This is a genomic window from Citricoccus nitrophenolicus (assembly GCF_047305825.1).
GTDB classification, from domain to species: Bacteria; Actinomycetota; Actinomycetes; order Actinomycetales; family Micrococcaceae; genus Citricoccus; species Citricoccus nitrophenolicus.
Genome location: NZ_CP063070.1, coordinates 1426759 through 1451958 on the forward strand (window position 1 = coordinate 1426759; position 25200 = coordinate 1451958).

The 25200-nt window shown below is 68.6% G+C and carries 24 protein-coding genes; 15 read left to right on the forward strand and 9 right to left on the reverse strand.

Annotated elements, in window-relative coordinates:
* Position 1: 1 nt before the first annotated feature.
* A complete protein-coding gene (locus tag IMT31_RS06550; protein WP_413544152.1) occupies positions 2-460 on the reverse strand; it encodes a GNAT family N-acetyltransferase in 459 nt (152 codons plus the stop codon).
* A 211-nt stretch (positions 461-671) separates the two neighbouring features.
* Between IMT31_RS06550 and IMT31_RS06555 the strand changes: the two genes are divergently transcribed.
* From IMT31_RS06555 to IMT31_RS06590, 8 genes are all read left to right on the forward strand, one after another.
* Positions 672-3647, forward strand: a complete 2976-nt coding sequence (locus tag IMT31_RS06555; RefSeq protein ID WP_413544153.1) for an AAA family ATPase — start codon at positions 672-674, stop codon at positions 3645-3647.
* A 148-nt stretch (positions 3648-3795) separates the two neighbouring features.
* Positions 3796-4932: a TRAP transporter substrate-binding protein DctP gene (gene dctP / locus IMT31_RS06560; protein ID WP_345359858.1), complete on the forward strand. Its 1137-nt coding sequence runs from the start codon at positions 3796-3798 to the stop codon at positions 4930-4932.
* A gap of 72 nt (positions 4933-5004) precedes the next feature.
* On the forward strand, positions 5005-5652 hold the full coding sequence (locus IMT31_RS06565; protein WP_413544154.1) for a TRAP transporter small permease: 648 nt from the start codon (positions 5005-5007) through the stop codon (positions 5650-5652).
* Complete coding sequence (locus tag IMT31_RS06570; RefSeq protein ID WP_413544155.1) at positions 5652-7013, forward strand: TRAP transporter large permease; 1362 nt, start codon at positions 5652-5654, stop codon at positions 7011-7013. Before IMT31_RS06565 ends, IMT31_RS06570 begins: the two co-directional genes overlap by 1 nt.
* 404 nt (positions 7014-7417) lie before the next feature.
* Positions 7418-9004 (forward strand): ribonuclease J, encoded by a 1587-nt coding sequence (locus IMT31_RS06575; protein ID WP_378109381.1) that lies wholly within the window; start codon positions 7418-7420, stop codon positions 9002-9004.
* Between the two features lie 198 nt (positions 9005-9202).
* Positions 9203-9634, forward strand: a complete 432-nt coding sequence (locus IMT31_RS06580) for a MarR family transcriptional regulator (RefSeq protein ID WP_345361005.1) — start codon at positions 9203-9205, stop codon at positions 9632-9634.
* 81 nt (positions 9635-9715) lie between these two features.
* Positions 9716-10138: an organic hydroperoxide resistance protein gene (locus tag IMT31_RS06585; protein ID WP_345359849.1), complete on the forward strand. Its 423-nt coding sequence runs from the start codon at positions 9716-9718 to the stop codon at positions 10136-10138.
* An 80-nt stretch (positions 10139-10218) separates the two neighbouring features.
* Positions 10219-10686, forward strand: coding sequence for a DUF1801 domain-containing protein (locus IMT31_RS06590; RefSeq protein ID WP_413544156.1), 468 nt, complete (start codon positions 10219-10221; stop codon positions 10684-10686).
* 37 nt (positions 10687-10723) lie between these two features.
* Here IMT31_RS06590 and IMT31_RS06595 read toward each other — a convergent pair whose 3' ends face one another.
* Positions 10724-11725 carry a LacI family DNA-binding transcriptional regulator gene (locus tag IMT31_RS06595; RefSeq protein WP_413544157.1) on the reverse strand — a complete coding sequence of 334 codons (1002 nt, stop codon included), beginning with the start codon at positions 11723-11725 and terminating at the stop codon, positions 10724-10726.
* A gap of 195 nt (positions 11726-11920) precedes the next feature.
* On the opposite strand from IMT31_RS06595, the gene IMT31_RS06600 reads away from it, so the two are divergent.
* The 6 genes from IMT31_RS06600 (at position 11921) to IMT31_RS06625 (ending at position 17231) form a co-directional block, all read left to right on the forward strand.
* The gene (locus tag IMT31_RS06600) at positions 11921-12964 is read left to right on the forward strand and encodes an asparaginase (protein ID WP_413544158.1); all 1044 of its coding nucleotides are present in this window, start codon (positions 11921-11923) and stop codon (positions 12962-12964) included.
* A 19-nt stretch (positions 12965-12983) separates the two neighbouring features.
* Complete coding sequence (locus IMT31_RS06605) at positions 12984-13871, forward strand: polysaccharide deacetylase (protein WP_345359837.1); 888 nt, start codon at positions 12984-12986, stop codon at positions 13869-13871.
* Between the two features lie 145 nt (positions 13872-14016).
* On the forward strand, positions 14017-15342 hold the full coding sequence (locus IMT31_RS06610) for an MFS transporter (protein WP_413544159.1): 1326 nt from the start codon (positions 14017-14019) through the stop codon (positions 15340-15342).
* Positions 15342-16127 (forward strand): SDR family NAD(P)-dependent oxidoreductase, encoded by a 786-nt coding sequence (locus tag IMT31_RS06615; protein WP_345359831.1) that lies wholly within the window; start codon positions 15342-15344, stop codon positions 16125-16127. Before IMT31_RS06610 ends, IMT31_RS06615 begins: the two co-directional genes overlap by 1 nt.
* A gap of 17 nt (positions 16128-16144) precedes the next feature.
* Positions 16145-16912 carry an SDR family NAD(P)-dependent oxidoreductase gene (locus IMT31_RS06620; protein ID WP_413544160.1) on the forward strand — a complete coding sequence of 256 codons (768 nt, stop codon included), beginning with the start codon at positions 16145-16147 and terminating at the stop codon, positions 16910-16912.
* 31 nt (positions 16913-16943) lie between these two features.
* Positions 16944-17231 (forward strand): hypothetical protein, encoded by a 288-nt coding sequence (locus tag IMT31_RS06625; protein WP_413544161.1) that lies wholly within the window; start codon positions 16944-16946, stop codon positions 17229-17231.
* Between the two features lie 68 nt (positions 17232-17299).
* Here IMT31_RS06625 and IMT31_RS06630 read toward each other — a convergent pair whose 3' ends face one another.
* Positions 17300-18442 (reverse strand): NADH:flavin oxidoreductase, encoded by a 1143-nt coding sequence (locus tag IMT31_RS06630; RefSeq protein WP_413544162.1) that lies wholly within the window; start codon positions 18440-18442, stop codon positions 17300-17302.
* A gap of 176 nt (positions 18443-18618) precedes the next feature.
* Here IMT31_RS06630 and IMT31_RS06635 point away from each other — a divergent pair, with 176 nt between their 5' ends.
* Positions 18619-19179, forward strand: coding sequence for a TetR/AcrR family transcriptional regulator (locus IMT31_RS06635; RefSeq protein ID WP_345359819.1), 561 nt, complete (start codon positions 18619-18621; stop codon positions 19177-19179).
* Between the two features lie 37 nt (positions 19180-19216).
* Here the strand turns inward: IMT31_RS06635 and IMT31_RS06640 are convergent, their stop codons facing one another.
* From IMT31_RS06640 to IMT31_RS06665, 6 genes are all read right to left on the reverse strand, one after another.
* A complete protein-coding gene (locus IMT31_RS06640) occupies positions 19217-20866 on the reverse strand; it encodes a phosphodiester glycosidase family protein (protein WP_413544163.1) in 1650 nt (549 codons plus the stop codon).
* Between the two features lie 75 nt (positions 20867-20941).
* The gene (locus tag IMT31_RS06645; protein ID WP_413544164.1) at positions 20942-21259 is read right to left on the reverse strand and encodes a hypothetical protein; all 318 of its coding nucleotides are present in this window, start codon (positions 21257-21259) and stop codon (positions 20942-20944) included.
* Positions 21260-21338: 79 nt separating this feature from the next.
* Positions 21339-22919, reverse strand: a complete 1581-nt coding sequence (locus tag IMT31_RS06650; protein ID WP_413544165.1) for a 4-hydroxyphenylacetate 3-hydroxylase N-terminal domain-containing protein — start codon at positions 22917-22919, stop codon at positions 21339-21341.
* Positions 22920-22984: 65 nt separating this feature from the next.
* Positions 22985-23587 carry a flavin reductase family protein gene (locus IMT31_RS06655; protein ID WP_345359807.1) on the reverse strand — a complete coding sequence of 201 codons (603 nt, stop codon included), beginning with the start codon at positions 23585-23587 and terminating at the stop codon, positions 22985-22987.
* Positions 23588-23751: 164 nt separating this feature from the next.
* Entirely contained in the window at positions 23752-24759 is a 1008-nt protein-coding gene (locus tag IMT31_RS06660) for an AraC family transcriptional regulator (RefSeq protein ID WP_345359804.1), read from the reverse strand.
* Between the two features lie 216 nt (positions 24760-24975).
* On the reverse strand, positions 24976-25179 hold the full coding sequence (locus tag IMT31_RS06665; RefSeq protein WP_309812863.1) for a cold-shock protein: 204 nt from the start codon (positions 25177-25179) through the stop codon (positions 24976-24978).
* Between the last annotated feature and the right edge of the window lie 21 nt (positions 25180-25200).

Below are 25200 nucleotides of genomic sequence, written 5' to 3' on the forward strand. Positions count from 1 at the left end.
CTCAGAGCTCCCGCACGTAGAACAACATGCGGTAGTCCTCGCCCGGCTGGATGTTCGTGAACCCGTGACGCTCGTAGAAGCGGCGGGTGTCAGCGTCGACCTCGTCCACGTTGATGTGCATCTCCTCGCACCCCTGGGCCCGCACGCGTGCGATCGCGTCTCGCAGCAGCTCCGTGCCGAGGCCCTGACCCCGCAGTGACGGCCGCACATACAGCTCCTCGAGCTGTGCCAGCGGCCCGTCACTGTACGGGGTGGGGCGCAGGGTGAGGAACGCGAGCCCGCTCGGTTCCGTGGTGCTGCCCGCGAGCAGCACCAGCACGTCCTCGCGCGCCAAGAGCACGCTGAAGCGCGCCGCGAACTCGTCCGCTCCGGGCGTGGGTGAGCTGAACTCGGTGTTGAAGTCGAAGAGCAGCTGACCCACCGCACCGGCCTGGCCGGGTTCCGCGCGCCTCGTCGCCATGGGTCCATGGTGGCCTGGGCGGACTGCCGCTGACTACCGACTGGTTGCCGAACATCGGCCGAGATCGACGTCGCGCGCTGCCTCGTCGGCCTGACATGGCTGTTGGCCGTGCCGGCCTCTGCTTATGATGGCCGCGGGGGAGCTTCTTTCGCAGCTCCGGGTCCGGGACATCCGGGTCCCGCGGAGCCGATCAACCAGCAGGGGACACCGCATGTCGCAGCACCCTCAGGACCAGCCCGAGACCCTCCCGGGACGGCAGGAACAGTTGCACCGGATGCAGGCCGTCCTGGACCGGGTGGGTGCCGGCATGCCCCAGTACGTGGCCATCGAGGGCCCACCCGGCATCGGCAAGACCACCCTCGTGGATGCGTTCCTGGACCGGCAGCCCGCCGCCCGCCGGGTCATCGAGCTGAACCCTGCCGACGCCGGGACCACCGGGGCGCTGGTGGAGCGGCTGCTGTCCGCCGTGAGCGGCCGGCGCCGCGTGCCGTGCCCCAGCTCGGTGGAGGGCAGCGTGCAGGCCGTCTTCGATGCCCTGCATGGCCTCGAGTCCGCGGACGGCGAGTCCGACACCATCCTGGTGGTGGAGGACCTCCAATGGGCTGACGACTTCTCCACCGAGGTGCTGTGGCGCTGCGCCGAGACCCTGACCTCCGGCCCCCTCCTGGTCATCCTGACCTACCGGCCACACCGCAGCAGACTGACAGAGGGCATCGAGCACGTCCTGGCCTCCGGGCTCCGCGGTGCCCTGGTACCGCTGGGTCCACTGGGGGTGGCGGACTGCCGGGAGGTGCTGCGGGAACGGCTGGGCGTCCCCGTCTCCGAGGACATGGCCCGCCGGGTCCACGCCGGGACGGGCGGCGTCCCCCTGCTCGTGGACATGGTGGTCGTCTGGCTGGGCAGTGCCCCTCCGGGGCATCGCCGGCTGCAGGAGGCCCTGGGCTCCCTGAGCGCCGGCCGCGAGGCACCGGAGCGGTTGTTCGACCAGGCCCTGGACTCCTTCCTCCAGTCCCTCTGCCCGCAGGTGCGGGACACCGTGGATGTGCTGGCCGTGGCCGGCAACCCGCTCCACATCGTGCAGTTGAGCGGCGCCCTGGTGGAGCTGGGTCACCCTGGCCTGCCGGATCACGGCCTCCTGGACGCGGACCATGTGAGGATCGACCACACGGCGGGCACCGTGGAGTGGACCCACCCCCACCTCGCGACACTCGTGGAGGCCCAACTGACGGTGGAGCGCCAGGCCGAGCTGCACCGCGTCCTCGGACAGGTGCTGCACGGGGCCACGGCGCTCGGCCACCGGGTCCGGGCCCAGCAGCTCGCCCCGGAACCGGCGGAGACCCCGGCGCTGGCCCAGACGTTGATGCAGCACGGGGGCGAGTCCCTGGCACGCGGCGATGGGGCCGAGGCGTTCGGCCACTTCCACCGGGCCCTGCGCCTGACCGGAGATCCTGCCGCCCTGGTCCTGGCCCTGCGGGCCACGGTGATGGCCCGCAGCCCCGACCTCGTCCTGGAACTGCGTGATGTCCTGGACCGCTTGCCGCCGAGCCGGGCCACGGCCGCGGCGCGGGCCTGGGATCTGCTCGCAGACGAGGACCTCGAGGGGGCCGTGGACCAGATCCGGCGCGGCTTGCTCCTCCCGGAGGAGGATCCGCACCGGGCCGGCCTGTTGTTGCTCGGGCACGCGCTGGCGGCCGCGGGACGGACCGCCTACGCCACGGCACGCTTCGCTGCGGCCGGCGCCGTCATGGACGCACTGCTGGCCGAGTTGGTGCCCGTCCGTCAGGGCTTCGAGGCCGCGGCACTGCAGGAGCCCCAGGCGATGCGCCTGGTCAGCGAGGCACGGTCCGTGGAGGCCCTGCTGGCCCTGTGGTCCGGGCTGCGCCACGGCGACCGCGCCCGGATCGGCGAGTTCACCACGCAGATGATGGTGCTGTTGAAGGCACTCGCCGCCGTCCCGGGCACGGACGCCGTCCGGAGCGCGATCTCCTCCGTGATCGGCTCGCGCCTGCGGGCCCAGGGTCAGGTCGCGGCCGCCTGCCGCGTCCTGGAGGCCACGGCTCAGGCCGAGCCGGGCCCTCGGGAGCAGCGCGCCTTCCTGGAGACCACCCAAAGCCAGCTGGCCTTCCATCAGGGCCAGTGGGATCGCGCGCTCGAGCACGCCACCCGAGCCGTGGAGCAGTGCCTGATGCTGCCGGCAGACTCCGGGGTCCGCTCCGCCTATGCCACGGCGTCCCTGGTGCCACTGGCCCGCGGGGAGCAGGAGACCGGCCGTCGATTGCTCCAGCGGGCCACGGACCACGACGGCGGCGCCTCCGGTGATGTGGTCGTGTGCGCCGTGGCGTACGCGCGGGCCATCGGGGCCGTCTTCGCCGGGGACCACCGGGAGGCCGTCCGGCAGTTCCAGCTCATCGAGTCCACCCGGGTGGGGTGGGCCACCGCCGGTTTCACCACGGTCTGTCTGTACGCCCGCTCCCTGGCCGCCCTCGGCCTGACCGAGAGGCTGAAGTCCCTGGCGGAGCACCCCACGGCGGGCATGGCCTCCGCCCCGGACGGGGTGCTCCGCGCCGTGGAAGCGGCAGTCCTCGGGGCGCTGCACCGCGCCCAGTCCTCACCGGACGAGGCCAGGAGACAGTTGGAGGCCGCCGTGGCCTCCCTGGACGCTGAGCCCGTTCCCTACGCGGCCGGGATCGGCCCGGATGTGCTGCCCGGCGGCGGCCACGCCCTGACCCGGGCCTTCCTGGCGCTGGACCTGGCCCGGCTGGACGGCACCACCGGGCGGTGGGCACGGGAGGCAGCGGAGTTCTTCCTGCGCAGCGGCGCTGTGCCATTGCACCGGCAGGCCGATGAGCTGGCCACCACCGTCCGCCAGACCGAGGAACCGGTCACCACCGGGACGGTCGCCGAACGTGGACCGGACCATGCGCCCGAGCCGGTCACAGCTGACGCGCAGGCGGCCTTTCGGATGTTGGCCCGGCTGTCCACGCGTGAACGGCAGATCGCCGTGGAGGTCGCCGAGGGCAGGTCCAACCGAGAGATCGCCACCGATCTGTACCTGAGCGTCTCCACGGTGGAGGACCTCGTGGGTTCCTGCCTCACGAAGCTTGGCCTGCCCGGCCGGGGTGCCCTGCGTCAGCGCCTGCGTCCTGCCACGATGAGTCTGCTGGTCCCCGCCCTGCCGGAGCACTGACCAGTGCCGTCTGCTGCCCCCTGGGCGGGGCCCTGGGACGTCCATGCCCCTCACGCACCACCCCTGTGATGTTGATCACTTGTTAAGTACAATCATCCTGTACGTCAATCAACCGCATCACAGCACCACCGCACCGAGGAGCACCGTCATGTTCACCCAACGCACCAAGGGCACCCCCCGCCCTTCTCGAATGCTGGCCACCGTGGCCAGCCTGGCAACCGCCGGCCTTCTCCTGACCGCCTGTTCCGGGGGCGATTCAGGCGGCGAGGAAGGCAGCGGGGAGGAGACCGTCAACCTGACCGTGGCCTCGTGGGCCAACCCGGGCAGCGTGGACGAGGCCGTCATGGAGCACTGGACCCAGACCATGGAGGAGCGCTCTGAGGGCCGGATCACCTTCGACATCAGCTACGCCGCCTCCCTCTGCAGCGCGGATGAGATCCCGGAATGCGTCCGGGACGGTCGAGCGGACGTGGGCCAGACGATTGCCGACTACGCCCCGCAGCTCTTCCCACAGACCACCGTGGTCAGCATCCCGTTCCTCACCCAGAACAACCAGGCCTTCACGCAGGCCATCTGGGAGCTGAGCACCGAGCATGAGGGTGCCGCCGCCCTCTGGGAGAGCAACGGACTGAAGATGGTCGGCCACAATCCCGCCGGCCGCCTCCTGCTGGGCAGCAAGGAACCGGTCGAGTCCATTGATGACGTGGCGGGCAAGCGCTGGCGCATGGCCGGCCCCTACACCCAGATGGCGGTCGAGGAGGCCGGTGGCAGCAACGTGGCCCTCACCGCCCCGGAGACCTATGAGGGTGTCGAACGCGGCGTCGCCGATGCCGCGGGCTTCCCGATGGACGGCCTGGTGTCCTTCCAGCTCAAGGACATCCTTGCCGAATGGACCGATCCGGGTATCGGCCAGTACACCAGCACCGGACTCTGGATGAACCTGGACGTCTACGAGGGCCTCCCCGAGGACCTGAAGACGATCGTGGACGAGGTCAACGAGGAGTACAACCACGGAGGCGTGGCCGAGGTGTTCGAGGAGATCACCCTCGAGCAGTGTGACCCCGTCCTGGAGACCATCAGCCAGATCGACGAGTGGGACGAGGCGGAGTCCGAGCGCTGGCGCGAGGCCCTGGGCACCAAGCCCGAGGAGAAGTGGATCGCGGACTCTGAGGCGGCCGGCCTCGAGGACGCGGCGGGCTACCTGGAGATGTACAAGGAGAAGATGGACTCCTTCGAGGGCGAGACCCCGAAGGACCCCTCCCTGGTCTGCTCGGACCGGTCCTGATCACCGCACCCTCCACAGGGGCGTGGGCATCGGATGACGGTGCCCACGCCTCCGCGCGGAAGGAACCCCGTCATGAACAGCACCTCCCCCACTGAACGCGTCGACGTTCTACGCCGGATCGCCTCGGTGATCACCGTCCCCCTCGGGGCGCTGGCCTCCCTGTCCACCATCGCGATCATGGTGGCGATCACCGTGGACGTCGTGGTCCGCAACCTCGGTGGCCGCTCGGTTCCGGGACTCCTGGAGATGAGCGAGAGCGCGCTCGTCGCCACGGTGTTCCTCGGTCTGGCCTACGCCGGGGCCACCAACGCCCATGTGGCCGTGGACCTCCTCACCGCCGCCCTGCGCCCAGCGGTCGCCCGCGTGCTGATCGGCATCGCCTGGTTGGGCGCTGTCGCCGTCTCCGTCTGGTTCGTGGTCGCCACCCTCCAGAGGGCGCTCCAGAGCACCGCCGCCAACGAGTTGCGTCAGGGGCTGGTCGACTGGCCGGTCTGGCCCGCCCGCTGGCTGATCGTCATCGGCTTCGCCGCCTTCCTCCTGGTGGCCGTCATCAACGTCGTGCTCATCGTCCGTGGCCAGCCCCTGCTGGGTGAGGACGACGTCGATCCGGACCTCGCCGCCACCCAGCAGGCCCGCACCGCGAGCCCGCCGGCGGACCCCGCAGCGGTCCGCAGAGATGACCACTCCACCCACCACCGGCCCGAGGAGGGATCACGTTGATGGACACCGGTCTCATCGTGGGACTCGTCATCGTCCTGCTGATCGTCCAGCTGGCCTTCAAGATGCCGGTGTGGATCGCCCTGGCCAGTTCCGGCCTCATCGGGATCCTGCTGCTGCGTGACCCCAAGTTCGTCACCAGCGCGTTGGCCTCCGCCCCCTTCGAACAGACCTCGACCTTCACCCTGACCATCATCCCGATGTTCATCCTGATGGGCATCTTCGCGGTCAAGGCACGGATCGCCGGTCAGGTCTTCGAGATCGCCCGGCGCGTCTTCCTGCGACTGCCCGGAGGACTCGGGATCTCCACCGTGGCCGCCTGCGCCGGATTCGCCGCCGTCTCCGGTTCCAGCATCGGCACGGCAGCCACCATGTCCCGGCTGTCCATCGGAGAGATGCGGAAGGCCGGCTACCCGCCGAGTCTCGCCGGCGCCCTGGTGGCCATGGCCGGGACGCTCGGGGCCATGATCCCTCCGAGCGTGTTCCTGGTGCTCTACGCGATCCTGTCCGGGGAGTCGATCGGCCAGATGCTGGCCGCCGGCATCGTCCCGGGAGTACTCTCGGCCATCGCCTACATGGTCTACATCCTGGTCCGGACCCGCAAGATGAGCATGACGCCCGCCGGCCCGGACGGGCTCTCCGCCGAGCTCGAGGCGGCGGCTCGGCCGGCCGGCGGGCCTGCGCCCGTCGCCTGGCGGGACCTGCCCTACCGCGGCCTGATCCGCCTGGTCATCCTGTTCATGATCATCATGGGCGGCATCTACTCCGGACTCTTCACCCCCACGGAGTCGGCAGCCATCGGAGCCCTGTTCGCCGCATTCATGCTCATCATCGAGTTCCGCAAGGACGGGATCCGCACCATGACGCGGCAGTTCATCGAGGCGCTCAAGGAGACCGCACAGACCACTTCCATGGTGTTCGCGATCATCGTGGGATCCGCCGTGCTCTCGCTGTTCTTCATTGTGGCGCGGGTCCCGCAGACGCTGGCCGGGACGCTGACCGATCTGGACGTGCCCGGATGGGTCATCCTGGCCGGGCTGCTGATCCTGCTGATTCCCATGGGCATGGCCCTGGAGTCCATCTCCATCATGGTGATCGCGGTGCCCCTGATCTATCCGATCGCCATGGATTTCGGCTTCGACGGGGTCTGGCTGGGCATCCTGATCGTGAAGCTGATCGAGATCGGGATGGTGACCCCACCCGTGGGCATCAACGTGTTCGTGGTGGCCGGAACCTCCGGGTTGCGCTCCAGCGACGTGTTCCGCGGCGTCTGGCCGTTCCTCGTCATCGAGATCGTGATGATCGTGGTGTTGTTCGCGGTGCCGGACATCGTTCTGTGGTTGCCATCGCTCGCCGTCGAATGATGTAGCCGTCCACGTACTGCATGGAGCCCCTGCCGCCCACCGCGGCAGGGGCTCCATCAGCATCCGCATCAGCACCTGCGCCGGGCCGATTTCCCACAGGGCCGCAGACGGGTAAAATCAGGGACAGACTTCCGGTGCCGCTCCGCATCGACACGAGCCATCCCTCGACGAGAGCCGTTCGCAACGCCAGCTCCATCCCAGATTGAAAGCGTGACCTTTTGACCTCTTCTGCCCGCAACTCCTCGAAGAACGCCTCGAACAACTCCTCGAACCGTTCCAACAACTCCCGTTCCTCCTCGCGGTCCTCCAACCGGCCCGCGCGCAAGAGCAAGGCACCCTCCACCGTCCCCAACGGCGGCCTGCGCGTCACCCCGCTGGGCGGCCTGGGCGAGGTCGGCCGCAACATGACCGTCTTCGAGTACAACGGCAAGCTGCTGATCGTGGACTGCGGCGTGCTGTTCCCGGAGGAGCACCAGCCGGGCATCGACGTGATCCTGCCGGACTTCAGCTCCCTCCAGGGCCGCTGGGATGACGTGGTGGGCATCGTCCTCACCCACGGCCACGAGGACCACATCGGCGGCGTCCCGTACCTGCTCAAGGAACGCCCGGACATCCCCCTGATCGGCTCGCAGCTGACCCTGGCGTTCATCTCCGCCAAGCTCACCGAGCACAAGATCACCCCGGTCACGGTGCACGTGGAGCCCGAGGACAAGCACCAGGCCGGTCCGTTCGAGCTCGAGTTCGTGGCCGTGAACCACTCCATCCCGGACGCCCTCGCCGTGGCGATCCGCACGCCCGCCGGGCTGATCCTGCATACCGGCGACTTCAAGATGGACCAGTTCCCGCTGGACGGCCGCATCACCGATCTGCGTCACTTCGCCCGGCTGGGTGAGGAGGGCGTGGACATGTTCCTCACGGACTCCACCAACGCCGAGGTCCCCGGATTCACGATCTCCGAGCGGGACCTGACCCCGGCGATCGACCAGGTCTTCGCCACCGCCCCGAAGCGGATCATCGTCTCCAGCTTCGCCAGCCACGTGCACCGCATCCAGCAGGTCCTGGACTCCGCGCACGCCGCCGGCCGCAAGGTCGCCTTCGTGGGCCGCTCCATGGTCAAGAACATGGGGATCGCCCGCGAGCTCGAGTACCTGAAGATCCCCCGCGGCCTGGTGGTGGACTTCAAGAAGCTGCAGTCCATGCCGGACAACAAGATCACCCTGATCTGCACCGGCTCCCAGGGTGAGCCGATGGCCGCGCTGTCCCGCATGGCCAGCGGCACCCACCAGATCAAGCTCGGCGCCGACGACACCGTGCTGATGGCCAGCTCGCTGATCCCGGGCAATGAGAACGCCATCTACGGCATCATCAACAAGTTCACGGACCTCGGCGTGAAGGTGGTGCACAAGGGCAACGCCAAGGTGCACGTCTCCGGCCACGCCTCGGCCGGCGAGCTGGTCTACTGCTACAACATCGTCAAGCCCACCCACGTGATGCCCGTGCACGGCGAGTCCAAGCACCTGCACGCCAACGCCGAGCTGGCCGTGAAGACCGGCGTGGACCCCAAGCGCGTGCTCGTGGTCAAGGACGGCACCACGGTGGACCTGGTCAACGGCCAGGCGAAGGTCTCCGGCCAGGTGGAGGCCGGGCTGGTCTACGTGGACGGCCACACGGTCGGGAAGGTCACCGAGGAGACCCTCAAGGAGCGCACCCTGCTCCAGGAGGGCGGCGCCATCACCATCGTGGCCCTCGTGGATCCCGATTCGAACCAGCTCGCCGAGCCGTTGGAGTTCGTCACCAAGGGCTTCATCCAGGACAAGCAGATCTTCAACGCGGCAGCGGAGAAGGTCAAGGCCGCCCTGGGCAAGATCGCCGGCCAGGACATCGATGATCTGGAGGAGCTGGAGAAGCTCATCACGGACACCGTGGGCCGCCACCTGGAGCGCAACTACCGGCGCTCCCCGCTGATCACCACGGTGGTCGTCGACGCCTGAGCCCGTCCACTGTGAGGGCGGAGATCACTCGTGATCTCCGCCCTCACAGGCGTTTAAGGCTGGGGCACGATGCCGGCGCTGCCGCGGCCCCTCCGAGGCTCGGCACCGGCGGGCACGGTCCGGGCGGGTCTCACACCGCTGCTTCGCCCTAATGAATTGTGCACAACTCAATTGTGCGCAATACTTCTTGGTATGAGCATGAACCCGGACCCATCCCACCTCCGGCTGGAGGACCAGGTCTGCTTCGCCCTGTACTCCGCAGCCCGCGCCGCCCAGCAGGCCTACCGCCCCCTGCTGGACGAGCTGGGACTGACCTACCCGCAGTACCTGGTGCTGCTGGTGCTCTGGGAACGGGACGGCCAGACCGTCTCCGCCCTCGGTGAGCGCCTGCACCTGGACAGCGGCACGCTCTCGCCGCTGCTGCGCCGGCTGGAGGGCCACGAGCTCATCACCCGCGAGCGCCGTTCCACGGACTCGCGCCGGGTGAGCGTGAGGCTGACGACGGCGGGCGACGCCCTGCGCCAGCGGGCCGCAGACATCCAACGTTGCCTGCTGGACGCCGTGGGGCTGGAACCGCAGGAGCTCTCGGCCCTCCGGGACCTGTCCCAGAGGTTCACCGCCGCCAGCTGACGCCGCCCTCCGCAAGCACCGAGGCGGTAACCCCTACAACACCCCCTGCACCACACCCTGCAACACCCTCAGGAGAACCGCATGAACACCCTCTACACCGCCGAAGCCCTCGCCACCGGGGGTGGCCGTGATGGCCGCACCCGGACCGCCGACGGGACCCTCGATCTGCAGCTGGCCGTCCCTCAGGAGATGGGCGGCAGCGGTGGCGGCGCCAACCCGGAGCAGCTCTTCGCCGCCGGCTATGCGGCCTGCTTCCATTCGGCGCTGCAGATGGTGGCCCGTCAGGCCAGGGCGGATCTGGGCGAGTCAAGCGTGGGCGCCCGGGTCAGCATCGGCCCCTTGGACGCGGGCGGCTTCGGACTGGAAGTGACGCTCGAGGTGATCATCCCGAACCTGCCGCACGCCGAGGCCCAAGAGCTGGCCGAGGAGGCCCACCAGGTGTGTCCGTACAGCAATGCCACGCGTGGCAACATCAGCGTCACCGTCCAGGTGGCTCAGGACTGACCGTCGGCAGCCGCCAGTTGCCGCTCCCCGGCGTTGATCTAGCCTGAGGAGGACCGCAACGGACGAGACGAGGGAACACCATGGCCGAGACACCCACTGGGGACGGATTCACTGCTGAGGAGCGGGCCGCCATGAAGCAGCGTGCCGCGGAGCTGCGCACGGAGTCCAAGCGCTCCGCCACGGCCGGCAAGACCGGCAAGGAGCGCAAGGCCGCTGCGGATGCCGCCGATGTGCTGGCCAAGATCGCGAAGATGCCGGACGGGGACCGGGAGATGGCCGAGCGCGTCCACCTCATCGTCACCACCCTGGCCCCGGACCTTTTCCCCAAGCTGTACTACGGGATGCCCGGATACGCCCGCGGCGGCAAGGTGCTCTGCTTCTTCCGCAGCGGTCAGATGGACAAGGAGCGCTACTCGACGTTCGGCGTCAGCAACCTGGCCGCACTGGACACTCCGGACGGGTTCTGGCCCACGTCCTACGCCCTGCAGGACCCCTCCGAAGAGGCCTGGGAACATCTCGGCGAGGTGGTCCGCCGGGCCGTGACGTGAGGGGCCGAATTGTGGCCTGAGGGGCGTCGCCACGGCCCTACGCCGTGGTGCGGATCACCAGCTCCGGGTCCAGCTGCCGGCTCTCCACCGGCCGTCCGGCCATGGTCTCCACGAGCAGCTCCAGCCCCTGCCGGCCGATCTGGTGCATGGGCGAGCGAACGGTGGTCAGGCCCACGCCGCCGGCCAGCGGGGTGTCGTTGTAGCCGACGAGCTTCACGTCCTCCGGCGCGGAGAGCCCCCGTTCGGCCAGGACCCCCAGGGCACCGATGGCCGCGAAGTCGTTGACGGCGAAGATCGCCTCCGGCACGCCGGAGGCCTCCAGCAGGCGCCGCATGGCCTCCTCGCCCCCCTCAGCGTCGAATCCCCCGGTGGCGATATGGCTGGCGGGCAACTCTATGCCGTGCTCGGCGAGCGCCTCGGTGAAGCCCGCCGTCCGGTCGATCGAGGTGGACATCCGGTCCTTGCCAGCCAACAGGAAGACCTTCTCCACCCCCAGCCCGGCCAGGTGCTCCCCCGCCAACCGCCCGCCGAGGTAGTCGTTGCACGTCACGGAGGGGTGCCCCGGGGAGCGGCGGTTGACCAGCACGAAGGGCACGTCCTCGCGCTCGATCGCCGTCAGCGTGGACCCGTCGAAGGGCGTGTCACCGAGGATCAGCCCGTCGATGCGGCGGTCCATCAGCTTCCGGACCCGCGCTTCGTGGGAGACGGGGTTGTCCAGGGAGTTCGCCACCACGGCCACATAGCCGTGCTCGGCAGCGGCCTCGTCCACGCCCTCGTAGATGGTGGCCAGGACGTAGTCCTGCAGCCGCGGCACCACCACCCCGATCAGCCCGGACCGCGCCGTGCGCAGGGACGCCGCATACGGATTCTTGGCGTAACCGAGCTCGCTGGCCAACGTCAGGATCCGGCGGTTCGTCTCCGGGGAGGCCCACCGCGAATCCTCGCCGGCCGCATCGTTCAGGACGCGCGAGACCGTGGACGGGCTCAGGCCCAGCTCCTGGGCCAGTCCCTTCAGGGTGACGGTCGATCGCTTGCTCACGGATGCCTTCGGTAGTCCTGCCCGTTCCGCCGGGAGGCGCAACGTCTTCAGCCTAGACGCGGGCCGGTGGGTCTTGCATCACACCCCAACCTGCTCTAACGTGCTGTCCATCACTCTACACAAACGATTGTGGCAATCGATTGGGGATCGTCATTCCCCGGCATTGCCTCCTGAACCCACCGAAGGCGGCGAGGCGTGAGCAGAGTCCACATCATCGGCACCGGAGGGACCATCGCGTCCCGGACCGGAGCCCCTGGAACGGCTGAGACGCCCGGGAACACGGAGGACAGCAGGCGCCCCGGCACCTCCGGCTCCGTCGCCTCGGATTCCGTCGGCGACCTGATCGGGGCCCTGCCCGCCGCGGCGGGGGTCGAGAGCCCCGAGGTCACCACCGAGGACGTCATGACCCTGGGCAGCTACCGCCTGGGGCTGCCGGAGATCCTGGAGATCGCTGCTGCGGCCCTCACCCGCGCCGCCGAGGCGGCAGTGGACGGCGTGGTGGTCACCCACGGAACCGACACCCTGGAGGAGACCGCGTTCCTGGTGGACCTGGTGAACGGCACGGACACCACGGTCGTCTTCACCGGGGCACAATTGGCCGCCGACCAGCCGGACTCGGACGGGCCCCGCAACCTGCGTCAGGCCGCCGCCGTGGCCCTGGACCCGCGGTTCCGCGGCATGGGCGCCCTCATCGCCTTCGACGGCAGGGTCCAGACGGCCCGCGGGGCCCGGAAGGCGCACACCACCGCCAGCCAGCCCTTCCACGGCGGCACCACGGTGGGCCTGTTCCGCGGCGAGGAGCTCGATCTCGTGGCCCAGCCGGTCCGGCCCCGGGCGTTGCCCCTGCCCGGCAAGACCTTCGGCTCCACCCGGGTGGAGGTCATCACCGCCTACCCGGGGTCCGACCCCGGGCTCCTGCAGCACGCAGCGCAGGCCGGCGCGGCCGCCGTCGTACTGGCCGGCACCGGCGTGGGCAATGCCGGGGAGGGCTATGCCGAGGCCGCGGCCGATCTGGTGTCCGCCGGCGTGCCCGTGGTGCTGAGCACTCGCGTGCCGAGTGGCCCCATGGTGCCCCTCTACGGCAATGGCGGCGGCGTGGACCTCATCGCGGCCGGCGCCGTCAGTGCCGGGCACCTGAACCCCTTCCAGGCACGCATCCTCGCGGCGGCCCTGCTGGCCGCCCCGTCCGGAACACCGACCCTGACCGAATTCACCACCCTGTTCAGCGACCAGCGCTGACCACTGAAAGGAAATGAGAATGACCAAGAAGATCTACGTGTCCGTGGGAATCGACGTCGACGCCGTGGGCGGTTGGCTCGGCTCCTACGGAGGCGAGGACTCCCCCGGTGACATCTCCCGCGGCCTGTTCGCCGGAGAGGTCGGCGTGCCGCGCCTGCTGCAGCTGGCCCAGCGCCGGGAGATGCCCGTGACCTGGTTCTGGCCCGGCCACTCGGTGGAGACCTTCCCGCAGCAGTTCGACGAGGTGGTGGCGGCCGGCCATGAGATCGGCGTGCACGGCTACTCGCACGAGAACCCGATCGCCATGACCCGCACCCAGGAGACCGAGATCCTGGACTACTGCACCGACCTGATCGAGCGGCGCTCGGGCAAAAAGCCCGTGGGCTACGTGGCCCCGTGGTGGGAGTTCTCCAAGGTCACCAACGAGATCCTGCTGGAACGCGGCTTCCTCTACGACCACTCCCTGATGCATGACGACCACACCCCGTACTACGTGCGCGTGGGTGACACCTGGACCAAGATCGACTACTCGGCGGACTCGGCCCATGACTGGATGAAGCCCCTGGTCCGCGGCGAGGAGACCGACCTCATCGAGATCCCGGCGTCCTGGTACCTGGATGACCTGCCGCCCATGATGTTCATCAAGTCCAGCCCGAACAGCCACGGCTTCGTCTCCCCGCGGGACGTGGAGCAGCTCTGGAAGGACCAGTTCGACTGGGTCTACCGCGAGATGGACTACGGCGTCTTCCCCATCACCATCCACCCGGACGTCTCGGGACGCCCGCAGAACCTGCTCATGCTCGAGCGGCTCTTCGATCACATCCAGGGCCACGAGGGGGTCGAGTTCGCCTACATGGAGGACGTGGCCCGCGACTTCGCCCAGCGTTCCCCCCGCCCGCAGGCCTGATCGGCCCGCCGGCCACCATCCCCCTCTGACGGATCGCCCGGTCCCCGGGCCGGGCGATCCCCTCACACGAAAGTCCACCATGTCCTCATCTCGCACCGTCTCGAGCGGCCCCGTGGCCCCCTAGGATGTCCAGGTCACCCCGGGCATGATCCGCAAGGTCTCGATCGTCTGCTTCGTCGCCTGGGTCATCTCCGTCTATGACTTCACCCTCTTCGGCACCCTGCTGCCCGTGATCGCGGAGGACTTCGGGTGGTCCACCGCCCAGTCCACCCTGATCAACACCCTGGCCCACGTGGGCGTGTTCATCGTCTCGCTCATCGTCGGGCCCATCATCGACCGGCTGGGGCGGCGCAATGCCCTGGTGATCCTCATGATCGGCGGCGGCCTGGCGGCCGGGTTCACCGGCATGGCGATCGGCGCCGTCTCGATCATCCTCGTGCGGTCCTTCACCGGGCTGTCCCTCTCCGAGGAGGTCGTCAACGCGGTCTACCTCTCCGAGATCTACAAGGACGTCAAGAACAAGGGCTTCTTCTACTCCGTGGTGCAGGCCGGATACCCGATCGGCGCGCTCGTGGCCGCCGGGATGTCCGCGCTGCTGCTGCCCGTCATCGGCTGGCGCTGGAGCTTCGTGATCGCCGGCGTGCTGGCCATCACGGTGGCCCTGGTGGCCACCCGGCTGCCCGAATCGCCCACCTTCGCCGCCATCCGCGAGACCCGGCGGCGTCAGGCCGAGGGGGACGACGCCGGCGCTCAGGTCCTGATCGATCAGCACCACCTCGAGATGGACAGCGAGACGCAGGGTGGGCTGAAGGAGGTCTTCTCCCCCGCGCTGCGCCGCCACACCATCCTGCTCTCCCTGGCCTGGCTGTTCAGCTGGATCGGCATCCAGGTCTTCTCCGTGCTGGGCACCACCGTGCTGGTGGAGGCCAAGGGCGTCTCCTTCGAGAACGCCCTGGTGATCCTGGTCGGTGCCAACGCCGTCGGCTTCATCGGCTACCTCTTCCACGGCTGGCTCGGGGACCGGATCGGCCGCCAGCGCACCGTGATCCTCGGCTGGCTGGCCGGGGCTGCCTCCAGCCTGGGCATGCTGCTCATCCCGGGCGCCACCTGGTTCATCATCGCCATGTACGGGCTCACCCTGTTCTTCCTGACCGGCCCGTTCGCGGCGCTGCTGTACTACATGGGCGAGTCCTTCCCGGCCCACGCCCGCGGCATGGGCACCAACGTGGCCCACGTGATGGCACCGGTGGGCGGGATCGTGGGCTCCGGCCTGCTCAGTGCCCTGCTCTTCGCCGGGCTGTCCATGACCGCCGCCGCCATCCTCTCCGGCACCCTCGGCCTGCTCCTGGCCGGGCTGTGCATGATGGGCACCCGCAAGATCGAGGGCAAGAACGCAGACGTCCCGGCAGACCTCCTGGTCCCCGGCAGCACTGATGTGAACAACGATGAGAAAGACGAGGTGTCCCTCTGATGGCAGCACAACGCGATGACGGGCTGGCCGGAAAGGTCGCCCTAATCTCCGGCGGCGCCAGCGGGATCGGCCAGGCACTGGCCGTGGCCTACGCCCGTGCCGGCGCACACAGCGTGGTCAACTACTTCCCCGGTGACCCGCACGACTCCCAGGAGACCGTGCGGGCCGTGGAAGCCGCTGGCGGACGGTGCATCGCCGTGGCCGCGGATGTCCGCCAGACCGAGGACTGTGACGCGCTGGCCGAGGCCGCCCTGGCCGAGTTCGGCCGGCTGGACATCGCCGTGGCCGCTGCCGGCATCCTCCGCCGCAACCCGCTGGGCGAGATGACGGACCAGGCCTGGGAGGACATGCTGGACGTGGACCTCACCGGCGTGATGCGCATCTTCCGCTCGGCCGCCGCGAAGATGACCGACGGCGGCGCGATGGTCGCGACGTCATCGATCGCCGGCGGGGTGTACGGCTGGGAGGAGCACGCGCACTACGCCGCGGCCAAGTCCGGCGTGCTGGGCCTGTGCCGATCCCTCGCCGTGGAGCTCGCACCCCGGGGCATCCGCGTGAACGCGGTGATCCCCGGGCTCATCCGCAGCCCACAGTCCGAGGATGAGAAGAACTCCCTGGGTGATGAGGGGCTCAAGGCCGCCGGGAAGATCATCCCCGCCGGCCGCGTGGGCACCGTGGACGAGACCGCCCGCACCATCCGCTTCCTCACCAGCGACGATTCCGCCTACGTCACCGGACAGGAACTGATCGTGGACGGCGGGCTGACCATCCGCTGGCCCAGCTGAGACAGAAGGAGACCCCTGTGGAAGCACGAGAAGCACGAGAAGCACTGAAGGACCGGGTCGCCGTCATCACCGGCGGCGCCAGCGGGATCGGGGCGGCCATCGCCCGGCTGTACGCGGAGAACGGCGCGGCCGTCGCCGTGCTGGACCGTGACGCGAAGGCCGGCGCGGCCGTCGTCGGGCATCTGAGCGAGGCCGGCGCCACGGCGCTGTTCGCGGAGGTGGACGTGACCAGCTCGGACTCGGTCCGGCAGGCCATGGACTCCGTGGCAGAGCAGCTGGGCGGGATCGACATCCTGGTGACCGCCGCCGGCATCCTGGACGAGAAGCCGATGGCCGAGCTGACCGAGCAGGACTTCGACCGCACGGTGGACATCGACCTCAAGGGCGTGTTCCTGGCCGGCCGGTGGGCCCTGCCCCACCTGCAGGCTCGCGGGGGTGGCCGCATCATCAACATCGCCTCCCAGCTGGGCATCAAGGGCGGCACCGGGCTGGTGCACTACGTGGCCGCGAAGGCGGGAGTGATCGGCATGACCAAGGCGATGGCCCTGGAGCTGGCGCCCGAGGGGATCCTGGTCAACGCCATCGCCCCCGGCCCCATCGACACGCCCCTGCTGGACGGCGTGACCGAGGAGTGGAAGGCGGCCAAGCGTGCCGAGCTGCCGCTGGGCCGCTTCGGCACGGCCGAGGAGATCGCACCGACGGCCCTGCTGCTGGCGTCCTCCCCGGGCGGGGACATCTACGTGGGCCAGACGCTCGGACCCAACAGCGGCGACGTGATGCCGTGACCGGTTGGCTTGCTGGCGGAGGCATCTGAGCATGTGTGGAGCATGCCCCGGGGGCACCACGGTGTCCCCCACCACGGCGGAGCTCAACCGGACCGGGCGCAAGCGCCAGGCCCTGGCGGAGCTCCGCCGCGGGCTGGCTCCCGGCTGTTCACTCTCCCTGATGGGTGACGGCTGGGCCCTGCGGCGCCGGACCGGGCGTCAGGACGTGTTCGCGGACGTGGAGGGGCTGCTGGTGGCCCTGGAGGCGGCGGGCGCGGACTGGACGGGGGCCGAGACTCCGCGGGCCGTCGTCGGGCGCCTGCTCACCCGCCCAGCGTGACCCGATCTTCCCGACCGACACAGGCCGGCCGGTGGACGATGAACGTCGTCCACCGGCCGGCCTGTGGTCTATCGGCTGCTGGAAGCCGGCTCGGGCACCCGCAGTTCCCAGTCCTGGAGGGTGGCCAGCTCACCGAAGGCGCTCGGCGCCAGGGGCTCCAGCACCTCGCGCCCCTGCTGCACTCGCTGCGGCCAATCGTGCTGGGCGAGGGCCGCCTTGCCGATCGCGACCAGGTCCGCGCCTCCGTCGCCGAGGCTCTGTGCCGCCTCGGCACCGGTGTCCAGGTGGCCGTTGGCAATGACGGTCAGGGTCGGGGCGAACTCGCGGGCCAGCTGGGACAGCGAGCGGGCATCCTCGTCCGGGAACGCGGGCGCGTTGGCCTTCCACTCGGTGGTGTGGACGTAGTCCACCGCAGTGCCGGCGAGCGCGCCGAAGATCGTCTCGGCCTCCGCCACTCCCCCGGACCACCGGTGGGTGGCGTCGCTGACCTTGCCCTGCGAGATGCGGATCCCCACCACGAAATCATTCCCGACGGCGGCGCGGACAGCCTCGATGATCTCCCGCGCCAAACGGGTCCGCGCCAGTGGCGAACCACCGTAGCCATCCGTCCGCTCGTTCAGGTAGTCCGTCAGGAACGCGTCCACCAGGTAGCCGTTGGCACCGTGGATCTCCACGCCGTCGAAGCCGGCCTCCCGGGCCCGCACAGCAGCCGCCGCGAAGGACGAGGTCACCTCGCCGATCTCCGCTGCGCTCAGGGCGTCCGGCACCTCGTACGGACCGCTTCCCCGGTACATGCCGGCCTGTTCCCCGCGGGCACGGACCGCCGAGGCGGAACGCAGTCCCGAGGTGTAGGCGTTGCCTTGACCCTGAGGGCCAGCGTGCATCAACTGCGCGACGATCGACGAGCCCTGTTCGTGGACGGCCGCCGTGACGGAAGCCCAGGACTCTCCGTCCTCGGGAGTCGCCAGACCCGGCTGGTCCAGGTAACCCTGGCTGTGAGCGGTGTCCGTAAAGATCCCCTCCGTCACGAGCAGGCCGAAACCGCCCTCGGCGAAGGACCGGTAGTAGTCCCGCATCCTCTCCGTCGCCCGGCCGTCCCCGTGCGCGCTGATCCGCGTCATCGGGGCCAGGACCGCACGGTTGGGCAGGTCAAGTCCCTTCAGCCCATAGGGCTCGTGCAGCGTGGATTCGCTCGCTGGCGTCTCACTCATGGCAGTCCTCTCAGGTCGGCTGGATCCACTCGGCATCTAATAATGGATCGATTGATCCAGTTTCACGGCAGCGGCCCGACGTGTCAAACTGTCATGGTTGATGAAGCAGGCGGGAGCTGGTGCGAGTGGCGGGGCGTCCAAGACTCTTTGAGGAACAGACAGCACTGGAAGAGGCAATGCAGCTCTTCTGGCGCCAGGGATACGAGGGCACCTCGATGATCCAGCTCAGGGAGGCCATGGGCCTGTCCTCAGCCAGCCTCTATCACGCGTTCGGTTCCAAGGAACGGCTGTTCGGACGCGTGATAGAGCACTACGTCTCCCGGCCCGGCAGCGTGGTCAGCATCATCTCCGCCAGCCATTCCGTCCCCGCCGGCGAGGCACTCATGCAGCTACTGCACCGTTCGATCGACGAGCAGTTCGATGACTCCCACCCCCGGGGATGCCTCGTGGCCCTCGCCGCCACCGTCGGCCCCCAGGACCGCGGCACCGAGCCCGGCCGCACGGTGGCGGACCAACGCGAGCGCGATTATGAGGCCATCGCGGCGCTCACGCGGCGTGCCTTCGACGAGGGCGTTCCGGCCGCGGCCGGCACGAGCGACTCCCTGGCCCGCCTGATCCACGGCTTCATCCTCGCCCTGGCCACACAGACGCATGACGACACGCCTCCTGAAGATCTCCACGCCGCAGCCGACGTGCTGTCCGGGCTCTGGAGCCCCGCCCCCCGCCCGAACGGCTGACCCCCGGGCCGCCCGGGATCCACCCCGCCCGCTCCGCTCAGCGGCCGCGGATCACCAGGGCGTCTCCCACGGCCCGCTCGGTGCCGCCGGACGGGGAATTCTCGAGTTCGCCGTCCACCACCATGGCGGTGGAGCCGCCGCCGTCCAGGTTGATGGCGTCCACCAGCCCCAGCCGCTCAGCGAGGTCGGCGGCCTCGGAGACGCTCAACCCCACGGAGTCGGTCTGCCGGCCGTCGGCGGTGATGAGCACGAGCCGGCCGCGGCCGTCGACCCCGGCGATGGTGCGTGGATTGCGCTGGTGCGTCCAGCCATAGAACTGGCCCGGGTTGTCAGCATGGACCATGCCGTCGCGGGCCGCCGTGACGTTCCGCTCGCCGTCCGTCAGCAGGTTCGGCCCCCCGTTGAGCACCTGGGTGTGCGGGGTCATGCGCAGCTTCCTGCCGCGCTCGTCGAGGTACTCGTTGGTGAGCTTGATCCGCCGGGCCTCGGTGGCGAACTCGTGTAGATCCGCGGTGTCCGTGCCGATGGCCTGGATGGCGTACTGCCCGTCAGACAGCTCCGTCCCCCGCTCCTGGTTGACCTCCTGGATCCGGCCGCGGCCGTCCACGATGACCTCCAGGCCCTCCCCTTCCGGCGTCACCGCCCCGTACTCCTCGGTGAACACGACGATCTCGTCCTCATCGGTGCAGGTGACATCGTGCTTCGGGGCGTCCGTGGGCAGGTCATCCGTGCCACCGCAGTTGCGGATCTTGCCGGGCACGCGGTTGATGCCGTCCAGGTCCAGACGCTCACTGCCGGAGGAGACGCGACCCTCCCAGGTGAGGCGCTGGATGGAGGCCTTGCCCTTGCGGTGGTCGATCACCAGATTGGGCCGGTCCCCCACGGTCTCACTGAGGATCTCACCGTTGTACGCCGCCGCCCCGGCCGGATCTCCGGGGGCGCCGTGCTGCTCCCCGTAGACGAAGAACCCGGCATTGACCCCGGCCAGAGCACCCTCGGAAAGCTCGGAGGTGGTCTCGGTCCGCTCGATGTCCTCACCGAAGCCAGCGGTGACCTCACCGTCGAACCTGCGCGGGTCGATGGTCAGCACGTCCACGTTGACGGGCCCACCACCCTCGGCGGCATCCGGCTGATCCCCGTCCCAGCCCTCGTACCAGGTGCCACCGGCATAGCCGAGGGCCATCAGTTCGGATCGGGCCGCCTCAGCCTCGGCCTCGGTGGGGAACGCACCCACCCGGACACGGTGGCCCAGATAGCCGCCGGAGTCGGCCAGCTGGTCTGCGACGACGGCCTCCGCGTTCGCGTCCAGCCCGGCCCCGCGCAGCTCCGTGGCAACACGGTGCGCAGTCTCCCGGCTGGAGACCGGCGCATCCCGCACATCGTCCTGGCCAGACGGCAACGTGACCTGCACGGTCCACGAGTACGCGGCGGCCGGATCCCCCAGCGTGAAGGACTCGTGGGTGACGCCGCGGGCCAGGCGCTGCTCGGTGCCGGCAGATCGGAAGGCCCCGACGCCGGCCGCCGGCTCCCGCTCGGCAGCCGGGGCGGCCGCGGTGTCAGCAGTGGCGGCGGAGGAGTCAGGTGTGGCGGCGACGGAGCCGGCAACAGTGCCGGTGGTCAGCAGGGCGCAGGAGAGCGCGGCAACGGACAGGGTGCGGGTGGTGGTGCGGCGAGTTGAGGTGGTCACGGGATCCATGCTGGCCCGCGCAGCGTCGGCTCCCAGCCCCGACAGGACTCAGTTCGCCGTGTTGTCGCCGAGTGTTCAGATGTCGTCCTCGTAGGCCGGGCCGCCCTCGTCCTCCCAGGTCTCGAGACGCTGGGCCTTGACGCTGTTGAACTTCTGGCGGACGCCATAGCCCGCCTGCTCGTCCTCAGCGATGAACTGGGCGCCGAACTCCTCGAGGGCGGCGCGCAGGCGGTGACTCTCCTCGGCATCGAGGGTGCCGTGGCCCTGCTCGTAGGCTCGGACGTCAGCCGGCTCGAGGTCAGCGGTACGGGCCACCAGCGTGTAGGAGACCTGGGTCAGGGCGCGGGCGGCGCGGGCGAGGTCAGGGGGAATGATGAAGTCGTGGTCAGCCATGACCCCATCATGTCCCACAGTGTGGCCTCCCGGAACCTGCAAGGGGTTCCGGGAGACCACACAGCCTGACCCGATGTACTCAGCGCTTCATGTAGGCGTTGACGTCGTCACTGTTGAACAGGTCTGGGACCGTCCACCCATCGAGGTTGTACTCACCCATGCACTGCTCGACCATGCCGTTCATGGTGTCGACGGTGCCGTTGTTCATGGCGTTCATGAGCATCTCCACGCGCACGTTCTCGTGGTTTCCGGAGTAGTTGCGCTCATAGAGTTCGTGGCGGCCGCCGAACTCGGAGCCAATGGCGTCCCAGAGCAACTTCATGAGCTTGACCCGGTCCACGGCTTGCACGCCGTTGGAGCCGCGCACGTACTTGTCCAGGTAGGGGCGGATCTCCGCGTTCTTGAAGTCCTGGGCGCCGGACGGCAGGTAGATCAGCCCAGAGGCCACGTCCTGCTCGATGATCTCCTTGATCCGCGAGTATCCCTGGGCCATGAACATGCGGTAGGCCATGCCGTAGTCCATCTTCGGCAACACGGAGCCGTTGGGACCTTCGTCCGGATTGAGCATCATGGCGTCAGCCAGCGCCCAGAACATGTTGCGCCAGCCGATGACCTCCCCTGCCCTGGCCTGCACACCGCGGAAGTCCTGGGTGCCCGCGATCTCCAGGGCTTTAAGGAGCAGTCCGGCGATGAAGTCCAGCTTCACGGCCAGACGGATGCAGCCCTGGTAGGTGAATCGCTGGATGAACCCGGTCTGGGGCATGAAACCGTTGATCTGGTCCGGGTCGCCGTAGGCGAAGATGTTCTCCCACGGCACCAGCACCTTGTCGAAGATGAACACGGCATCGTTCTCGTCCATCCGCGAAGACAGCGGGTAGTCGAACGGAGTGCCCGTCACAGCGGCGTTCTGGGCGTAGGAGGTCCGTGAGATCAGCTTGATGCCTGGCGCGTCCATCGGAACGGTGCAGATCAGCGCGTACTCGGGCTTCTTGATCGGCAGTCCGTAGTGGGAAATGAAGTTGTAGTTCGTGATCGCCGAGCCGGTGGCCACCACCTTCGCGCCGGAGACGATGACGCCGTTGTCCGTCTCCTTCTCGACCTTCATGAACACGTCCTTGACCTCGTCCGGTGGCAGGTGACGGTCCACCGGCGGGTTGATGATCGCGTGGTTCCAGTAGAGGACCTTCTCCTGGGACTCCTTGTACCACCGCTTGGCGTTCTCCTGGTACGGGGAGTAGAACTCCGGCATGGAGCCCAGGGTGCCCAGGAACGCGGCCTTGTAGTCCGGAGAGCGTCCGAGCCAGCCATAGGACATGCGCGCCCAGGTCCCGATCGCGGTGCGGGACTCCCGAAGGTCCTCCACTGACTTCGGGACCTTGAAGAACGGGTGGGTCTTGCCCCCGTTACCGGTGTCCGTATCCACCAGCAGCTTGTCGGCGGTCGCCTCGTCATGGAAACCGTCGTACAGCCGTGCGACCATGCGCACGGAGTTACGGAAGGCCGGGTGCGTGGTCACGTCCTCCACGCGATCGCCATGCAGATAGACCTCCCGGCCATCACGGAGGGATTCAATGTACTCGTCCCCCGTCATGGGCAGCTTCGGGTTGGCAGGCTCCGTGCGCTCGGACATGGTCTGCGGGTGCGCTTCGGTGGTGGTCATGGTGACCGTCCTTTCGGGTCGTGTTCGAGATGGGGTCGGGTGGAACGGACTGGGGGTGGTGAGGGTCAGAAGGCCTTGAAGGAGGTGGAGCCCTCGAACCAGCCGTGGGCAATGGAATCGCCGGAGGCCTCCCAGGGGGCTCCCCCGTGCAAGGAAGCGGCGTGGTGGAACTTGCCGGAGATGAACAGCAGCGGGTCGACGTTGTTGACCTCCAACGCCACGACCTCGCCGATCACGATCAGGTGGTCACCACCGTCGTAGACGCGCCAGGGCTGGCACTCGAGGGTGGCGGCGTTGCCTTCCAGCACCGGAATCTCGCCCTCGCAGCGCCACTTCACCGGTTCCTTGGACGGCTTGCCCGCAAAGTTCAGGCAGGTGGACAATTGGTCCTCGGCCATGATGTTGATCGCGAACGGCCGATCCGCCAGATACTCGGAAGCCTTGTTCCCACGGATCAAGGTCACCTGAGCCAGCGGGGGATCCAGCGAAACGGCGGTGAAGGCGTTGACCGTTGCACCGTGCGGCGTGCCGTCCTGTCCCTGACAAGTCACCACCGTCACCCCGGTGGCGAACTTCCCGAAGGCCTTCCGCAGGCTCTGGGCGTCCACGTCGTCACCGTGCTGAACCGCGTGCACGGTTCGGCTGGGGACCGTCGAATTCTGGCTCATGGTGGATCCTCCTGCGAACTTCAATCGGGACGTGAGTTGAATCACTTGCGAAGATCGTGCAGGAAGGATCAGGTGAAGACCAGCGGATGTCCTTTCGGGGACAGCCGGCGTCCCCTCTGGGAAAGACCGATAGCTCCAGCGTCAAAAACGGCCGGCCACTCGTCTCAGTCGCGCTGGGCAGCAGCGGCCCGCTGGACTTCGGACGGCGTCACGCCTGCGTACGCCTTGAACGCCCTGCTGAAGCTCGAGGCTGTGGCAAAACCACACTGCCGCGCGATATCCGCGATGCTCGCCGGCTCTCCAGAGACGAGCATCGTCTCGGCCCGGCGCAATCGGTGGGACATCAAGACCTCGGCGAAGGTCTGCCCCTGCTGGGCGAACAGCCGCGCCAGCTGCCGTTCACTGACGCCCGCAGCCCGGGCCACTCGGGCCCTGGTCAGCCCTGCGTGGCAGAACCCCCGCTCGATCGCCTGAATCGCCCGGCGGTGGGCCGAGTGCCGATCCGTACCCAGGGCGCGGGCCACCAATTGCTCCAACAGCCCGAAGGCCTGTTGCTCCACGGACACGAGATCCGAGGGCGGGTGAATGAAGACCTGATCGATGAGTGAGGCCAGACTGCCCGCCGCTGCATCCCCGACGGCGCCGCCGTCCCCCACTGCAAAATCGAACACCAGCGGCTCCCGCAAAGGTGCGCCGTGGGACAAGCGCATGAACTCCTCACGCGGCAGGGTCAGCACGAACTCGCGAACTCCGTGCGAGAAGCCACGCACGAATGGCAGGTCAGCGTCATAGAGCACGGCCTGGCCGCGACGGAGCAGGAGCATACCCTCGGCATGATAGAAGAAGGCCTCCCCGCCCAATGCGAAGAAGATGGCGATGTCCCCGGTGGGGTGCTGGGCGATCAACCGTTGAGACCGCTCCACAATCTGGGAGGAACCGCGCACGCTGGCGAAGCGCAGCGAGGGGAAATACAGGTTGAACTCCTCAGCCTGGAGGGTTCCGCCCTCAAGGGTCCGGATGTCCAGGCCGATCAGGGCCTTGGTATTGTGCTCCTCCCAGTGTTCAACCCGCATTCCAGCGGGGATCTGGGCAGTGCTGAAGCTCTTCCACACCGCCGCAGCGGGGCCCGGCCCAGCCTGGTCCGGCCCGTCCGGATCCTGTGAAACGCCCACTTCGGGTGCCCCCTTCTGGACCGTCTGAAGTCGTGCCGCTGGCGGCGGTCGCCATGAGCGGCTACCAAGGTACACCGAGATGGTGATGGCCGCCACAGAAGGCAGGGCCCGAACGCCCGTGGAGAGCACTTATCCACCATTGAGCGTTGCCCACCCGTTAACCCAAAAAAGCCGCCCACCCCGAAGGGTGAGCGGCTTTTCTGAGATCAGTTCAGATCAGAGCGGGCGGACCGAGGAGGCCTGCATGCCCTTCTGGCCCTGAGTGGCCTCGAACTCGACCTTCTGGTCCTCCTGGAGCTCCTTGAAGCCGGAGCCCTCGATGGCGGAGAAGTGAACGAAGATGTCAGCGGAGTTGTCATCCGGGGCGATGAAGCCAAAGCCCTTTTCAGCATTGAACCACTTGACGGTACCGGTAGCCATGTTGGCCTCTTTTCATTGGGG

Coding starts and splice junctions, on each gene's coding strand:
- IMT31_RS06570 (WP_413544155.1), top strand. CDS start 5,652: ATGGACACCGGTCTCATCGTGGGACTCGTCATCGTCCTGCTGATCGTC.
- dctP (WP_345359858.1), top strand. CDS start 3,796: ATGTTCACCCAACGCACCAAGGGCACCCCCCGCCCTTCTCGAATGCTG.
- IMT31_RS06635 (WP_345359819.1), top strand. CDS start 18,619: ATGCAGCTCTTCTGGCGCCAGGGATACGAGGGCACCTCGATGATCCAG.
- IMT31_RS06575 (WP_378109381.1), top strand. CDS start 7,418: ATGACCGTCTTCGAGTACAACGGCAAGCTGCTGATCGTGGACTGCGGC.
- IMT31_RS06665 (WP_309812863.1), bottom strand. CDS start 25,179: ATGGCTACCGGTACCGTCAAGTGGTTCAATGCTGAAAAGGGCTTTGGC.
- IMT31_RS06580 (WP_345361005.1), top strand. CDS start 9,203: ATGAACCCGGACCCATCCCACCTCCGGCTGGAGGACCAGGTCTGCTTC.
- IMT31_RS06590 (WP_413544156.1), top strand. CDS start 10,219: ATGGCCGAGACACCCACTGGGGACGGATTCACTGCTGAGGAGCGGGCC.
- IMT31_RS06650 (WP_413544165.1), bottom strand. CDS start 22,919: ATGACCACCACCGAAGCGCACCCGCAGACCATGTCCGAGCGCACGGAG.
- IMT31_RS06550 (WP_413544152.1), bottom strand. CDS start 460: ATGGCGACGAGGCGCGCGGAACCCGGCCAGGCCGGTGCGGTGGGTCAG.
- IMT31_RS06655 (WP_345359807.1), bottom strand. CDS start 23,587: ATGAGCCAGAATTCGACGGTCCCCAGCCGAACCGTGCACGCGGTTCAG.
- IMT31_RS06555 (WP_413544153.1), top strand. CDS start 672: ATGTCGCAGCACCCTCAGGACCAGCCCGAGACCCTCCCGGGACGGCAG.
- IMT31_RS06610 (WP_413544159.1), top strand. CDS start 14,017: ATGATCCGCAAGGTCTCGATCGTCTGCTTCGTCGCCTGGGTCATCTCC.
- IMT31_RS06615 (WP_345359831.1), top strand. CDS start 15,342: ATGGCAGCACAACGCGATGACGGGCTGGCCGGAAAGGTCGCCCTAATC.
- IMT31_RS06645 (WP_413544164.1), bottom strand. CDS start 21,259: ATGGCTGACCACGACTTCATCATTCCCCCTGACCTCGCCCGCGCCGCC.
- IMT31_RS06630 (WP_413544162.1), bottom strand. CDS start 18,442: ATGAGTGAGACGCCAGCGAGCGAATCCACGCTGCACGAGCCCTATGGG.
- IMT31_RS06585 (WP_345359849.1), top strand. CDS start 9,716: ATGAACACCCTCTACACCGCCGAAGCCCTCGCCACCGGGGGTGGCCGT.
- IMT31_RS06605 (WP_345359837.1), top strand. CDS start 12,984: ATGACCAAGAAGATCTACGTGTCCGTGGGAATCGACGTCGACGCCGTG.
- IMT31_RS06625 (WP_413544161.1), top strand. CDS start 16,944: ATGTGTGGAGCATGCCCCGGGGGCACCACGGTGTCCCCCACCACGGCG.
- IMT31_RS06565 (WP_413544154.1), top strand. CDS start 5,005: ATGAACAGCACCTCCCCCACTGAACGCGTCGACGTTCTACGCCGGATC.